The organism is Pseudomonas sp. GW821-FHT03A09 (assembly GCF_059421065.1).
This window is the reverse complement of sequence record NZ_JBWKUX010000001.1, coordinates 270,021-284,675: the sequence shown is the minus strand read 5'-3', so window position 1 is coordinate 284,675 and position 14,655 is coordinate 270,021. Positions and strand designations below refer to the sequence as shown.

At 63.7% G+C, this 14,655-nt stretch carries 10 protein-coding genes; all 10 read right to left on the bottom strand.

The window, feature by feature from the left end; translation table 11 throughout:
• Window positions 1–10 precede the first annotated feature (10 nt).
• From AC07V4_RS01305 to tssJ, 10 genes are read right to left on the bottom strand one after another with little or no spacing between them, the layout of a single operon-like run.
• The gene (locus tag AC07V4_RS01305; protein ID WP_492635113.1) at window positions 11–1,738 is read right to left on the bottom strand and encodes a formylglycine-generating enzyme family protein; all 1,728 of its coding nucleotides are present in this window, start codon (window positions 1,736–1,738) and stop codon (window positions 11–13) included.
• Complete coding sequence (locus AC07V4_RS01300; RefSeq protein ID WP_492635114.1) at window positions 1,731–2,915, bottom strand: ABC transporter permease family protein; 1,185 nt, start codon at window positions 2,913–2,915, stop codon at window positions 1,731–1,733. Before AC07V4_RS01300 ends, AC07V4_RS01305 begins: the two co-directional genes overlap by 8 nt.
• Complete coding sequence (locus AC07V4_RS01295) at window positions 2,915–3,619, bottom strand: ABC transporter ATP-binding protein (protein ID WP_492635115.1); 705 nt, start codon at window positions 3,617–3,619, stop codon at window positions 2,915–2,917. The genes AC07V4_RS01300 and AC07V4_RS01295 overlap by 1 nt, the downstream gene beginning before the upstream one ends.
• Window positions 3,619–6,585, bottom strand: coding sequence for a serine/threonine-protein kinase (locus AC07V4_RS01290; protein WP_492635116.1), 2,967 nt, complete (start codon window positions 6,583–6,585; stop codon window positions 3,619–3,621). Before AC07V4_RS01290 ends, AC07V4_RS01295 begins: the two co-directional genes overlap by 1 nt.
• Window positions 6,582–7,301 carry a PP2C family protein-serine/threonine phosphatase gene (locus AC07V4_RS01285; RefSeq protein ID WP_492635117.1) on the bottom strand — a complete coding sequence of 240 codons (720 nt, stop codon included), beginning with the start codon at window positions 7,299–7,301 and terminating at the stop codon, window positions 6,582–6,584. Before AC07V4_RS01285 ends, AC07V4_RS01290 begins: the two co-directional genes overlap by 4 nt.
• On the bottom strand, window positions 7,302–7,955 hold the full coding sequence (gene tagF, locus AC07V4_RS01280) for a type VI secretion system-associated protein TagF (protein ID WP_431749138.1): 654 nt from the start codon (window positions 7,953–7,955) through the stop codon (window positions 7,302–7,304). It lies immediately after the preceding gene.
• Window positions 7,952–11,452: a type VI secretion system membrane subunit TssM gene (tssM, locus tag AC07V4_RS01275; RefSeq protein WP_492635118.1), complete on the bottom strand. Its 3,501-nt coding sequence runs from the start codon at window positions 11,450–11,452 to the stop codon at window positions 7,952–7,954. The genes tagF and tssM overlap by 4 nt, the downstream gene beginning before the upstream one ends.
• A complete protein-coding gene (locus AC07V4_RS01270) occupies window positions 11,449–12,738 on the bottom strand; it encodes a DotU family type VI secretion system protein (RefSeq protein WP_492635119.1) in 1,290 nt (429 codons plus the stop codon). Before AC07V4_RS01270 ends, tssM begins: the two co-directional genes overlap by 4 nt.
• 6 nt (window positions 12,739–12,744) lie before the next feature.
• Complete coding sequence (gene tssK, locus AC07V4_RS01265; RefSeq protein WP_492635120.1) at window positions 12,745–14,079, bottom strand: type VI secretion system baseplate subunit TssK; 1,335 nt, start codon at window positions 14,077–14,079, stop codon at window positions 12,745–12,747.
• Window positions 14,080–14,097: 18 nt separating this feature from the next.
• Complete coding sequence (tssJ, locus tag AC07V4_RS01260) at window positions 14,098–14,607, bottom strand: type VI secretion system lipoprotein TssJ (RefSeq protein WP_492635121.1); 510 nt, start codon at window positions 14,605–14,607, stop codon at window positions 14,098–14,100.
• Between the last annotated feature and the right edge of the window lie 48 nt (window positions 14,608–14,655).

Genomic DNA, 14,655 nt, shown 5'->3' with positions numbered 1-14,655 from the left:
CAACCAGCGGTCAAGACCGCTGACCACTCGCTGCGAGCAGTTCCTTCAAGATCGTTGCCGGGTCGGCCCGCTGTTGCTTGCGGTAGTTGCCGACATGGCGAACGAACAGTGTCGCGCGCGTCACCAAGCTCTTGCCGAGCACGGGTTTGCGATCCAACTCTTCCTTGATCCGTTGAAACTGAGCCTGGATCACCGCATCGGTGTAGCGCGTGCCGGTGGCCAGGTTGTCGATATAGATCGCTACCGCGCCATCGAGGGCGCTGCGGCCATTGTCGATGGCGGTAGCGAACAACTGCGCGCTGGCCTCGTCCTTGTTGGCGACGGCTTGCTCGCGACTCTTCTGCAGGTTGATCAGACGGATGTTGTAGTTGCTGATGGTCTCGGCCACCAACGCAGCGGACTGAATCAGGTTGCCCGCCGCTTCTTCGCGTTGCTGGGCGATCAGCGAGACGTTGCGCTTGAGCTCTTCGTTGACCAGCCCCAGTTCGGCTTGCAGCTTGGGGTCGACGCTGGCGGCGATGATGGTGTCCAGGCGCTTGGTTGGGTCCTGGGCGTCGTCAATAGCGTCGGTCAGCGCGGCCAGGCGGCCTTCTTTCTGCCACTGGGCAAACAGCTCCTTGTAGCGCGAACGCGGCGCAGACAAGGCGCCAATCGCCACGCGAAAACCGGTGGTTTCATTGCTTTGCTCAGTGCCGTCGGCGGCGAACAGCGGGTACTCGCGGCGCATACCGGTAAACAGCGTGCCCTCGCCTTCGAGGTAGTTGCCGCCCTTGACCACAAAGCCGCCATAGGTGCCCTGGCGACGCCCGGCGTGCACCAGTTGGAAGGACTCCTGGACCATTTCCGCGGCGTTGCCAATCACGTCGAACATACCGATCGGGTTGGGCAACTTGGTACCGATAGGCATCAGGCGCGCCGCCTGGCCGGTGCCACCGGCAACTTGGTTGAACACTGCGTAATCCGCCAACGGGCCCTCGCCTTCGCTGCCTTCGACGCGCCGGGGGAACAAGCGACCTTCCAGCTCCTGGCGGCTCACCGCCTGGCCGCCGCGCGCGGCGTATTCCCATTCCACTTCGGTGGGCAGGCGCACAAAACCCAGGCCGCCGTCTTCCGCCGAAGAGCCGCGACCACTGACCGGCAGCAAGTCGCGGTGGTATTTCATCAGCCAAGCGCTGTACACCGCCGAGAAGCGTTCGGCCTCAAAGCGCGACAGCTTCACCTTGGGCAGCCGTGCCGCCATGCCAGTGGGAATATCGCAGGCCGGTGCCGGCTCACCGCTAGCCAGGGATTGCGCCTGGGCCATCACCGCAGCGTATTGGCGCGCGGTCACTTCGTACTTGCCGATGAAGTACAGCATGGGCTTGAGCGGGGTCTTGGCGTCGGTCTTCGGCATCAAGGGCGCGATGACCTTATTCCAATCCTTGGGCAAATCCTTGAGGGTGAACTGGCCGTTGATGAAGTCGCGGCGGTAGCCGGAAATAAACGATTGCTGGTAACCCGCCTCGCCTTCGGCGAAGGGGTAGCCGAGGCTGATTTCGCGATCATCCAGGGTGCCTTGGGCCAGCACGTAGGCGTAGCGGAACACCATGTTGCCTTCACACGGCAGCGGCAGGCTCACGTCGTCCGCCAACGGTTTGGGATTATCGAGCTTGTCCTGCTTCACTGATAAAGAGTCATCGTCAGCCCAGGCCAGCGAGGCCAGGCTCAGCACCACACAGGCGCCCAGTAACTTATACATCTCTGATTCCTTCAGAAGCCTGGATCCGCGCCACACGCCAACCACCACAAGCCGCCGCCACGGCGCTGACGCCGAGGATTGCAACCAGGGCCAGGCCGTAATGACGCGCCAGCAGATGGCTGGCGTACTCGCCCGGCACCTGCGCGAACAGTTTATTCAACGCTGTCTCGGCCAAGCCATACAGCCCAGCACTGAGCATGGCAGCCGCGCCTGCGCTGTACAGCGCTTGCACCACCACAAACAACAACAGTCCACCGGTGGAAAAACCCAACAGGCGCAACACCGACAATTCCCGCCGCTTGCGCGCCACGGCGGCCAAGGCTCCGGCGAAGATCGCCGCAAATGCGCCCGCCAGGGCCAACCCGGCAATGATCCAAAACACGATCGACAGGTTGCGGCTCAACGACTGCACCTGGGCGATGGTGTTTGCCTGGGTCGACACCAACAGGTTCTGCCCGGCGAAATACACACGCAACGGTTCCACATCGCTAAGGTGGCGGGCGTACAAGCGGAATGCCGGGTACACCCGCTGCTCACTCACATCGACCGGCTCACCGGCCCAACCCAACGCCGGCACCACACGGCCGTCGCGATAGTCTTCCGCCGCTTCCAGCAAGCTCAAGTCGGCAAACAAACCGTCACGGGCGAACGCTTCCAGCGGCAACACCGCCAACACCTGCAAACGCGTGCGCTGCGTCTCGACACGCCCCGCCACTTGCCGCGCAAAACGGGTGTCCAGCCAATCACCGGGGCGCGCGGCGAGCTTTTCGGCGGCAGTGTGGCTCAGCACGATCTGGTCCAGGCCCTTCGGCATCGGCAAACCGGCGAGCAACGGATCACCCGGCGCGGTTGGCAGCATCTCCAAGGTCAGCGCACCGACCTGTGCCGTCGCCGCGATCTGCCGCGTACGCGGCACGACAAACGCCACGTCACTGCGCTGGCCTAGCTGCTCGACAAATAGGCTGCTGAATCGACCACCACCCAACGGAATAATTTCACGGGTCGCCGGGTCGGTCTCCAAACGTTCGGTCAAACTGCCAACCAGTCCAAATTTCAGGCCGAATAACACCAGCAACGGCGCGATCACCGCCACCAATGCCAGCACCGAACAGGCCGACAGCCAGGCGTCGTTGCGGTAATCCTGCCAAGCCAGGGAGGCGACCAAGCCGATACGCATCAGCACACCTCCCCGAGGGTGGCTGTGACGCCGCCGTCAGTGTCGCGACGACAACTGATGCGCCGCACCTGCAAGCCACTGGCGCGAACTAAGGGTTCGTCATGGGTGGCGATCACACAGGCTGCACGGTGTTCACGGGCCTGGGCCAGCAGCGCCTGCATCACCCGCTCGGCATTCAGCGGGTCCAGGGAGGCAGTTGGCTCATCGGCCAACACCAGTTGCGGCCCATGAGCCAATGCGCGGGCGCAACTGACGCGCTGGCGTTGCCCCACCGACAGGGCTGCCGGCTTCTTACTCAACTGGTCGCCGATCTCCAACTGCTCGGCCAGCCGTGTCACGCTGCCGTCATCCTGCAAACCCAGCAGTTGCCGGGACAAGGCGATATTGCCGCGTACATCGAGAAAGCCCAACAGCCCCCCGGTTTGCAGCACATAGCCCAGATGCCGGCTGCGCAGCTCGGCCAAGGTGGACTGCCGATCCGCCCGCCACAACCCGCCGATGTCCTGCTGATTGAACGCGAACTGCCCGACCTGATCCGGCGCCAGCACCAACGCCAGGATATCCAGCAAGGTGCTTTTGCCGCAGCCACTGGCGCCGACAATCGCCAGTTGCTCACCCGCATGCAGGTGCAGCGCCGGGATCACCAGGCTGTAACGCTGGCTACCGACACCCCGGCTCTTGTGCACCGCGCTCAGGTTCAGCATTACGGCAACGTCGACAACGGCACGCGGTACAACGCATCGCCCGGCTCGGCATCGCCGAAACGGACCCAGTTGGCCACATCGTTATGGAAGGTTTCGTAGAGACGGATTTTTGAGTCCAGCTCGTCGATAAAGTCTTCCTGCTCGGCCACGCTCAACGACAACCACAAGTCTTGAGTCATGTTCAGCGACTTGCTGCGGTACGGCAGGCCCTCCAGGTATTCGCCGAGCAGCCCCCCATCAGCCAAGTTGCCGCCCTTGCGCAGCGCTTGCGGGTCGCGACTCATGTAGGCCGAGGCGCTGGCGATCTCTTGGAAGAAGTCCTTGGGTGAGCTTTGGGTTTTGCGCGCCGCATCGACGATCAGTTTCAACGACTGCTGCAAATCGTTGAGCTGCAATTTGGTCAACATCACGCACACCTGGAACGCCGGCAGTGCCGGGTTGGTCAGGTCGCGGTCGGCGGTCCAGGCACTGACCAGCTGCGGTGCCTGGCTAGCCGTTTTGCGGCCGAGAAAATCCATGTGCATGGCGTAACCGACGGCGGCGGACTTGTCCGCCAGACTGGGCGCGCTGCTCAGCAGCGGCACGGCCTGCGGTGTGTTGCTGCGCACCTGGTGGACGAGGTTGGCGAACACACTGCCGATCTCATCCACACGCTCCCCGAGCTTATGCACATCGCCGCCCGGCACCGCCGTGTACAGGTCGCCGATCTGCGGGTTGGCGTCCGCCGTGAGAATGCGGTACTGGCTCTCGGCGCCAGCGTGGGTTTTCTTGCCGGCGTCAGTGCGCAGGTGCAGCGCGTAGATCTTGATCTGCTTGCCCAGCGCAGCCTGGCGTACTTCGGCCTCGTTCATCTGGGTGGTAGCGAACGGGTCGTTCTTGCGCAACGCACCCGCGTCGGTGACCAGCAGGATAATGCGCCCGCCGTAGCCGGACCAATCCATGCCATCCACCGCCTGCATCACCCCGGCAAACGCATCCTCGTTGAACGAATGGCTGGACACGGTGGATGCCTTGACCTGCCGCGCCATGTCGAGGAAGCGTTGCGGATCACGACCTTGATCTAGGGTGATCAGGGTCTTGGCCACATATTCCAGGCCCGGGGTTTTCTTGATGCTGTTGCGAAAGCCCACCAGACCGAAGCTGACGCTGTCCAACTCGCCCCGCTCGGCGATGCGCGTTTGCAACTCATGCACCACATCGCGGACCTGGTCGATGTAGGGCTGCATCGACACGGTGGTGTCGACCACCAACACCACGGCCGTTCGGAAGGCGTCGGCGCTGGCGGCGGGTACAGCCGGCTTGCCGACGCTGCTACCCGGATCGATGGACGCGACATTGAGCAACTGCACCGGCTGGCCGTTTTCGTCGAAGCTCTCTTTGGAATCGAAGATCGGCAACAGGTAGAACTGATTCTGCGGCACGGCGCTGGCGGTCGGTTCCAGCGCCAGCACTTGCTGATTGTCCTCGCTGTTTTTCTGCGCCTTGGCCAATACGTTTTTGGCCGCAGCAGGATCAGCCAGCAGCTTTTCCACTTCGCTGGATTGGCGCAGGAACATCACCGGCGCCCGCCCCGAACGCTCGGTGAACTTGAGCACCAGGCTCTGCTTCCAGTCGCTGATCTGGGCGGCAGGCAACCAACCATCGCTGCGGCCATCGGTGGCGGCGCCGACGCGTACCCACGGGCTGCCATCGACGTCTTTGCGCTGGTAGACGTAGAGCACGGAGAACGCCGGCAAGGCTTTACCAGGCGTGGCACCCGCCTCGCTGGAAAGTTTGGCCCCGGGCTTGCTGAGCACGCGCTGGAACAAGGTCTTTTTGCCAGCCATCAACAAGGGGCGCTGACCGCCGTCCGCGTCGGCAACGGCGGTTTTCAACTCGGGCGGTGGTGTTTTCGGGATGACAGCGGCAGGCGGTTCGACAGGCTTATCGCTGCCGCTCAACCACCAATAACTGGCGCCGCCGATGGCCAGAGCAACCGCCACAGCCACCGCCGCCAATGCCAACACCGGCCCTCGACGCTGTTCGCTGTGCTGCGTAGACGCGGGCGTCACCAGGGGCTGGCGTACGGGTTGAGGCGGTGCGGTCGGGATCTCGATGGACTCCGGCGTGATGCCACCCAGGTCAAAATTCATCGGGATCGGCAAGGGCCGTACCAGCGTGGCTTCCAGTGAATCGGCCGGGAGCTGATCGAGCGCCAGCAACAACGCCGCCGCATCCGGGAAACGATCCGCCGGGTCCTTGGCCAACAACTTACGCAGCACGCCTTGATAACGGCCATGATGCACCGGCAGTTCCGGCAACGGCTCGGTCAGGTGAGCCAGCGCCGTGGACAACGCATCGGTGCCGCTATAGGGCAGCTTGCCGACGAGGATTTCATAGAGCACCACACCCAGCGCATACAGGTCGGCACGACCATCGATCTCCTGCCCCCGCGCCTGTTCCGGACTCATATAGCTCGGCGTGCCCACGGCAAAACCGGCCTGGGTGAACTGGGTGCGATCATCCAGGGACTTGGCGATGCCGAAGTCCGACAGCACCGCCGTGCCATCGGCGCGGAACAGAATGTTGGCGGGTTTGACGTCGCGGTGCACCAGCCCCTGGGCATGGGCATAACCCAACGCCGAGGCGATCTGGCGGATCAGCGTCACGCCCTGCTCCGGCGTCAGCCCCGCGGCAATGCGCTCTTTGAGCGTGCCATTGGGCAGGTACTCCATGGCCATGTAATACAGCTCACCGACATTGCCAATGTCATGGATGGTCACCGTGTGCGGGTGTGAAAGCCGCGCCAGGGTCTTGCCCTCGCGCAGGAAGCGTTCACAGAAGGTCGGGTCAGCCGCCAGCGCCGCCGCCATCACCTTCAGCGCCACCTTGCGCTCCAACGAGCGCTGGGTCGCCAGGTATACGCTGGCCATGGCGCCTTCACCGATCTCGCCTTCGATGTCATAGCCCGGGATCACGATGTTCATGGCGACACCTTCACAACAATGGTGGTGATGTTGTCCGGCGCTCCCCGGTTGAGTCCGAGGTGCACCAGGCTACGCACGATTTCATCCGGCGCGTCATGCCCCAGCACTTCGCGGATTTCATGGTCTTCGACCGTCTTGTTCAGGCCGTCGCTGCACAGCAGGTAGCTGTCACCGGGAGCGATCAACAGGTCGACGATGGCAACCTCCAACTGGGCTTCCACGCCCACTGCACGGGTAACGATATTGGCGCGTGGGTGCACACGGGCGTCGGCTTCGCTGAGCAGGCCGCTGTCTTGCAGGTCCTGCACGTAGCTGTGATCACGGGAAATGCTTTCCAGCACGCCGTCGCGCAGACGGTACAGGCGACTGTCACCGGCCCACAAACACACACCGCGCAAGCCGCGTGCGGCGAACACCACCACGGTGCTGCCCATCATGGTCACGCCACGGTTGGCGGTTTCTTCGCGCACGGTCGCATTGATGCGGATCAGGTCATTACGCAGCGCCGCCGAGTATTCATCCAGGGATCGCCCCACCGGCACCTGGCGCAGGCTGTCGACGATCAGGCTGCTGACGTAATCCCCTGCCGCATGCCCGCCCATGCCGTCAGCCACCACCCACAGGCGATTTTCCGGCAGGTCCAGGCACGCGTCCTCATTGACCTGACGCACCATGCCCACATGGCTTTTGCTCGCGGATTTGAACGTCGACCCCATCTACACCACACCTTCTTGTCCGAGCAAAAACTGCGCAAAATCATCGGCGGCAGGCAAGCCCTGGCACCGCAATAAACCGGGAGAAATGCGTTGCGACCCGCGCCCCCACCACAGGCTGGAACCGGCGCACGCCTGTTCGGCGAGCGCGGTCATCCGGCTGTGGGGCAGCGTGGCGTTCACCCGTTGCAAACCAGCGAAACGGCTGTCTACCGCACGCGGCTCGCTGGCCGGGATGCCCAGGTTGTCCACGCCATCGTTGAAGCTCTCGAACGTGGCACCCGCGTCCAGAGTACTGAGCAACAGTGCTTCGGCCTGCTCGAACCAGATGTCCGGCCCGCCCACGAGGGAGGCGGGATTGGTGTCCTGATCCAACATGGCCACCACCGCCAACGGAAAGTAGCGCCCAACCCGATCAATGCTCGGCATCACCACACCCGCCGCCGCATCCGGCCCGCACACACCCGGCGCCAGCACGAAGCGCCACAGTGGGCTGACCAGGTACACGCTGAGCCAATCGCCACCCAGGCGGTTCTGGCTGGCGAGCAAACCCGCTGCCAGCCAGTTGTCCCACGGGCCGATAAAACTCTGGGGCAAGGCGCGGCTGACAAAGTCACCGCGGCTGGCCAACTTGCCGTAGAAACCCAGCGTGGTCATAACCGCTCCGGCAGGCTGAAACCGCTGAGTACCCGGCTCTTGAACGGGTTGAAGGCGCTGTTGGCACGTAACTCGTAGGCGATGCTCGCGCCGTCGACCCGCAGGCGCAGGTTGAAGCGGTCCGGTGAATTGCCAGCGGTGAGGTCCGACTGCTCCAGCAGACGGAACCAGGCCCACGGCCCATCCAGGGTCACGCCGGAACGGCCGCTGGCCGACGGTGGCATGATGGAAATACGCACCACGCCAATGCTGCCGGGGTTCGGCCATTGCATCGCCACTGGGCGGCTTGGGCCGTGGTCGTAGCTCAATTGTTGGCCGTCGAGATCGAGCAGGAACTGCGTGATGGTCGGGTCCATCGACACCGGCTTGAGTTCGAAACGCACGATGGGCTGGGTGCCCCCGGCGCGGAAGAACGCATCACGAATCGTCGCCGCACGCTGGAAGGTTTGCAGCACACCCGGCGCAATCCCTAACTTTTGTGCCGCGCCAGGCTGCCAGCGCCAGGTCGGGGTGGACGTGTCCACGTACGGCTGCAGATACTTGCGGAAGTAGTTGTCCATCACCCCGCCCACGCCGAAAAACTGACCGAAGTCATCCAGGGTGGCGTCCCGCGCACTGCCCGGCGACATCGGGTAACGCCCGGCCAGGGACTGGCGATACACGTTGACCACTTCGCTGACCCAGGCCGCGTTCAGTTGGTTGCGCACGCCGCCCATCATGCTGTTGGTGGTGGAGTTGACCACCGACTTGACCATGCCCTGCACCAACGGCGGCTGGCGTTCGGCGTTCAGGCTGACCCGCGTGGCCGCAGCCGCCGCCTGGTTCTTCGCCTCACCGAGCAAGGCATCGCCGCTGGCGCCGACCATGGCGCTGACCTGTACATACAGCGCGTTCATGTCCGCCAGCAGACCATCGATGGCCGCTGGCTCGCCTTCGTTCTTGCTGACAATGCTGTTGAGTTCGGCAAAGTGCGCGGTCACCGGATCGTCTGCCGCAACGGGCGCATTGGCGGTTGGCTGCTCCTGGCCGAGCAGGTTGCCCAGGCGCTCCTTGAGCTTGTCGACGCCGCCTTCCACCGGCACGCCTTTGGCCGCCAGTTGGCGTTCTTCGGCTTGCAGGTCGGTTTCCTTGGCCACTGCCACCAGCAGTTTTTTCAGCGGCGAAGTGGGACCGGAAATCACCCGCAGCACGTCGGCCGCCTGGGCCACGCTGGTGATCGGCACGAAGTCGATGTCGGCCAACAGCGCGTCCCACTGGCGCTGGTAGTCCTGGAAATACAGACGGCGCACATCACCGGCCAAGCTCACCACGTTCTGCTGATCGGCCGGCTCGTGGCCCAACACCCATTGCTCTTCGGCGAGAGTGCCGGTCTGGTTCAGGCTGCTCAACAGGAACGCCTGCCGATAGCCCTTGGCGGTAAAGAAACCACTCAACGGCTCGCCCAGGGGCTTGCCGCTTTTGCGGCTGAACACCAGCGCCGCATCGCGGCCCGCCGCTTCGTTGATGCGAAAATCCGGGATACCGTCGGGCAGTTTCTGGCGCTTGACCCGATCGTAGACGCGCTGGGCCACTGGCAGTTGCTGCAGCTGGCGACGCAGGTCGTCGATCAAGCGCGGGTCGAGGCGCGCACTCGGCGGGTGGCGGTCGAACAACGCCTGCAAGTGCCCGGCCAGCGCCTGGCGCTGATCGCCCGGCAGGTCGCGGGGCAGGTTGCGGTCCCAGTCCAGGGCGATCCAGGCCTTGATGAATGCCGGGTCGTAATGCTCGCTGTCGGCCAGCATGAGGTAGGCCTTGAGACCTTCGTAGAGGAAGTCAGAGTTGCCGCCTGCGTGCAGTTGTTCTTCGATGCGCGTCACCAGGCGCGGAGCGAAGACGGCGATCAACAGTTTGCGGTACACACTGCTGGATTCGGCTTCGAGCATATCGCCCTGATACAAGCCCAAGCCTTCGGCCCAACTGGGCGAATCACCGGCCAGGTTCTTCACCGCATTGAGCAACGGCAACACCGCGAGCACCTCGCGCTGGGCGGGGCTCAGGTTCTGCACCGCCTGGCCCAGTGGCGCGACCTTCTGGTCGACCTGGGCGATATACGCCTGGTTGGCGCGGTAGCTCACCCACCACAAACCGCTGACCACCACCACCAGCGCCACAGTGGCCGCCAGTACGCCGCGTGCAATCCACTTGCGCCGACGCTCGACCTTGGGGTTCACCCCCACCAAGCCACGCTCGGCAAAGGCCACGGCGTTGAACAGTTTTTCGATGAAGTAACTACGCCCGGTCCCACTCTGGCGCGCCAACTGCTGGCGATCCAGGTTCATGCTTTGAGCCATCGCGCCGATCAGGCGATCGATCGGGCTGCCTTCCTGGGTGCCGCTGGTGAAATACACACCGCGCAGCAGTACACGCTCTTCGAAGGCGTTGGGTTTGAACACACCTTCGAGAAAGCTTTGCAGGCAATCCTTCAACGCGCCGAACTGCTGCGGAAAGCCATAGATCAGGTCACGCCGCGCCGGGTCACGTTCCTGTTGCAGGCGTTCCACCAAACGTTCGTTGAGGCGTTGCTCCAGGCCGGCGAATTCGCTTTGCAGGTGTGCCAGCGGGCTGTCGCTGTGCTTGCCGTCGTCCAGGGCAAAGGTCATGCCCCACACCTGGGCGCGGTCTTCCTTGCTCAGGTTGTCGAAGAACTCCATGAAGCCTGGCACCAAATCGAGTTTGGTCAGCATCAGGTAGATCGGGAAACGCACGCCCAGTTGGGTGTACAGCTCCTGGATACGCAAGCGGATCGCCGCCGCATGGGCGGCGCGCTCGGCGTCAGTACCGAGCAGCAGATCCGACAGGCTGATCGCAATGAATGCTCCGTCGATTGGGCGGCGTGAACGTTGTTTTTTCAACAGGTCGAGGAAGCCCAGCCACGCGGCTTTATCCACCGTGGAGTTGCTGTCCTGTGTGGTATAGCGGCCAGCGGTATCGAGCAGCACGGCTTGGTCGGTAAACCACCAATCACAGTTACGCGTCCCCCCGACACCACGCACCGCGCCGGCTCCCAACTGCGCTGCCAGTGGGAAATGCAGGCCGGAGTTGACCAGCGCAGTGGTCTTGCCCGAACCCGGCGGGCCAATGATCACGTACCACGGCAACTCGTAGAGGTTGCGGCGCTCATCACCACCGAGCTTGGCTTTTTTCAACAGCGCCAGGGCTTCATCCATGCGCTGGCGCAGAGTGCTGAGTTCTTCGGCGGTGGCAACGCTGTTGGGGTCGACCGGCGTTTCCGCCGCCAGGCTGCGCATCACTTCGGCCGCCTGCCGGCGCGCCTGGATGATGCGGAACACGCGGTAGGCGATCCACACCGCGAACATCAGGATGATCAGCGCCCAACGGCGCCCTTCCGGTACCAACACATCGAGCAACGGCCCGACAAACCAGATGATCAGGCTCAGGGCGATCAGGCCCAGCACCGGGATCACCCAGCGAATCATGAAACTGAAAAACGCCTTCACTCGACGCCCTCCGCCAATACGGTGATTTCAACCCGACGATTACGGGTACGGCCTTCGGCGGTGGCATTGGTGGCCACCGGCTCGGTATCGCTTCGGCCCTCGGCGCTGAAGCGCTCGGCCTGGCCGGTCTTGGCTGCCAGGATCTCCAGTACCGACTTGGCCCGCGCTTCGGACAGCGCCCAGTTGGACGGGAAACGCAGTGTGGCAATCGGGCGGTTGTCGCTGTGCCCGGTGACACGCACCTGGCCTTTGACTTTGCGGATGGCGTCGGCGATGCGCAGCATCAGCGGCTGGTAGTTATCGACGATGCTGGAGCTGGCCGAGGCGAACAATTCGTCACCGCGAATGGTCACCACGGACCGGTCCACGGCATCTTCCACCGCCACACGACCAGCCTTGATGTCTTCCACCAGGAAGCCGGCCAGGCGTGGGCGCTCGATGACTTTGGGTTGTGCCACCGGACGGTCGATGGCCTGCACCGGGATCTCGCCCAGGGCATGGATATTCTTGAACACCGGCTCGGCGTCCGACGCCAGCTTGAGGCGCAAGCCGAACAGCAACGCCAGCAACAGCGCCAGGCCAATGGCCACGGCGATCCACGGCGGCATGAATTGCGCCAGGCGGTCCCGCGCCACGGTCACGCCGCGCCAGTGTGGCGACAGCTCGCGCTCGTGTTCGCCACGGGCACTGCGAATGGCCGCCGCCGTGCGCTCACGCAACGCATCCAACTGACTGCGCCCATCGTTCATCACACGGTAACGGCCTTCGAAACCCAGGCACATGCACAGGTACAACAGCTCCAGCAGATACAGGCGTTCCCGTGGGCTCTGCAGGCAATGGTCAAGCAGTTGGAAGACTTTCTCACCGCCCCAGGCTTCGTTGTGCACAGTGATCAGCAAGCTCTGTTTGCCCCAATCGCTGGTGCTGCCCCACGGCGTGCTCAGTACCGCTTCATCCAAGGCAGTGCACAGTGCGTAGCGGGCCAGCAGCACTTCGTTGCGCGGGATGCCGGCGGCTTCGGCGCGCTCTTCGAACTGGCGTAAGTACGCCAGCAATTGCGCGCGCAAGCTGGCCGGCGCCGGGTGGGCGATGGTGTTGCGCAGGCGGGTCAGCAAAGCCAACAGCGGCCCGGCGGCGCTTTCCAGCGGGTTGAGGCCCTGGCTCTTGCCGGTGAGCATCGGCGCAGCCGGCATCGACAAAGGCGCAGGGGCTGCAGGCGCAGGTTCTGGCGCTCGGCCACCCGGGCGCGGCATGAACTGGGTGCGGTCATCGTCATTGGGGTGCATCGCGGATTATCCTCGGATCGCCCAGAAGGCCAGGTTCAAGCCCGGGAACTGCCCGGCGATGTGGAAGGCAAACCCGCCAGAGTTGTTCAATTGCTGCCAGTGCTCGCTGCCCCGGTCCAACTCGTAATAGGTGGAGCCTGCGTGATACGGAATCTGCCGAGGCGCCACCGGCAACGGCAGCAGGCCGATGCCCGGCAGTTGCAGGTTGACCATGTCGCGGATGTGCTCCACCGAGCCGACCTTGCTCTGCTGGCCGAAGCGCGCACGCAGGGTTTCGCCGGGTACGTCGGCACGTACCACGAGGATGAAGCTGGCGCTGTCGAGCAGGGTTCTGTCGGCGAGCATGGCCACGTGGATGCCGTAGGCTTTTTCCACGATTGGAATCGGCGTGGCCTTGCTGTCGATCAGCATCGACAGCGCTTCACGCAGCGCCGCCATGACCGGGGCGAAGCTCAGGGCCAGGTCGTCGTGCTGGTATTGCGGGTATTCCTGGGGACGACGACCGGACGTGGAGAACGTGGAAAACTCACCTGCCAGGCTCACCAGCTCACTGAAAAACCGTTCCGGGTGCAGCGGGCTCAACTGGTTGAAATGCTGAAGCAACGGTTGGGCGCGGTTGACCAGCTGCAACAACATGAAATCGGCGATCTCCGACGCACCACCGGCACCCGAGGCGACCACACGACCAGCCAGGGCCTCACCGCGTTGATGCAGCAGGCCCAGCAGCTCACTGCGAAAGGCCGTCAGCGGCTTGCTTGCGGCCACGTCGAGCACTGGCGGGATGTACGTGTCATCCAGCACCAGCGCTCGGTCGGCGCGTTTCTCCTTGATGCGCACTATGCCGATAGCGGCGTAATCGCTGATGCCATCCTGGGCGGTCAGCAGGCGCAGCGCGCGCGAACCGACCGCCACTGGCGCACGGTTTTCGAACGGGGCGTTGTCGTCCCGCACTTCGCGCACCTGGCTCACGTAACGTGCGGCTTCCAGGGCTTCGCCTTCATCCACGGTATCGCGGGCACCGGCGCGCTTGAGCGGCAAGGCCAGGTACACGAGGCCGTCACGCAGGTGGTCATCGATGTTCAGCGGGCTCGGCGCCAGGTCGTCCTGGGGGATATTGAACGGCGTGCCGTCAGGCAGCAGGCCCCGTGCCGAAACGATTGCCAGCTTGCCCTGGGCCAGTAGCCCCTGGTCGATCAGCAACTCGGAAAAGCCCCAGCTGCCTGCGGACAACGGGCGGCTGCGGGCGTCGATCAGGTTTTCCAGGTAACGGTCATGCTGCTGGAAGTGCTGCGTTCCGATGAACATGCCTTCCGACCAGACCACGCGATTGTTCCAGGACATGGGGGCTCCGAGGGATTCTTATTGGGCAGGGCTGGATGGGGGAACCACGACGTCGGCACGTACCGCGTGCACATCGAGGCTGATCTGGTATTCGGTGTATTGGCGCGGCGGCACGTTGATCACGGCGCGCCATTGCGCCCGGTCCAGCTCGCGGTAGCCCACCAGCAAACCGATCTGGCGCGTGGCAGGGTCAAGGTCGCGCTGGATGCTCAATTGCTGCCCGGGTTGCACCATGACTTCGTCCTGGTCCAGCAGGTCCAGGCCGAGGGTAGATTGCGCACGATCCGCCAGGGCGAAGTAGTCGGAGCGCCCGAAAGTGGCGGCGTTTTTCAGCTCGAAGATCCGCACTCGTACCGGTGCGGCCTGGCCGTTGGCGCCCGGGTTGAGCCCGGCAATGGCGTGAAAATGCAGCTCGACAGCGGCGGTGTCTGCCTCGGTCTCAGCGGCCGCTTCGGGCTTGACCGCGTCCTTGGCACACGCCGTCAGCAGCAACACGGTGGCGGCTGCGAGTAAAAACCTGGGAATCATCCTGCGTCCTCAATGACGTATTTAGCTATCCGTTAAATCCATGTGTTG

What these genes read in the sequence shown, in the direction of transcription:
- tagF (WP_431749138.1), bottom strand. Translation starts at nt 7,955, where the DNA reads ATGACCACGCTGGGTTTCTACGGCAAGTTGGCCAGCCGCGGTGACTTT.
- AC07V4_RS01290 (WP_492635116.1), bottom strand. Translation starts at nt 6,585, where the DNA reads ATGAACATCGTGATCCCGGGCTATGACATCGAAGGCGAGATCGGTGAA.
- AC07V4_RS01285 (WP_492635117.1), bottom strand. Translation starts at nt 7,301, where the DNA reads ATGGGGTCGACGTTCAAATCCGCGAGCAAAAGCCATGTGGGCATGGTG.
- AC07V4_RS01295 (WP_492635115.1), bottom strand. Translation starts at nt 3,619, where the DNA reads ATGCTGAACCTGAGCGCGGTGCACAAGAGCCGGGGTGTCGGTAGCCAG.
- AC07V4_RS01270 (WP_492635119.1), bottom strand. Translation starts at nt 12,738, where the DNA reads ATGCACCCCAATGACGATGACCGCACCCAGTTCATGCCGCGCCCGGGT.
- tssK (WP_492635120.1), bottom strand. Translation starts at nt 14,079, where the DNA reads ATGTCCTGGAACAATCGCGTGGTCTGGTCGGAAGGCATGTTCATCGGA.
- tssJ (WP_492635121.1), bottom strand. Translation starts at nt 14,607, where the DNA reads ATGATTCCCAGGTTTTTACTCGCAGCCGCCACCGTGTTGCTGCTGACG.
- AC07V4_RS01305 (WP_492635113.1), bottom strand. Translation starts at nt 1,738, where the DNA reads ATGTATAAGTTACTGGGCGCCTGTGTGGTGCTGAGCCTGGCCTCGCTG.
- AC07V4_RS01300 (WP_492635114.1), bottom strand. Translation starts at nt 2,915, where the DNA reads ATGCGTATCGGCTTGGTCGCCTCCCTGGCTTGGCAGGATTACCGCAAC.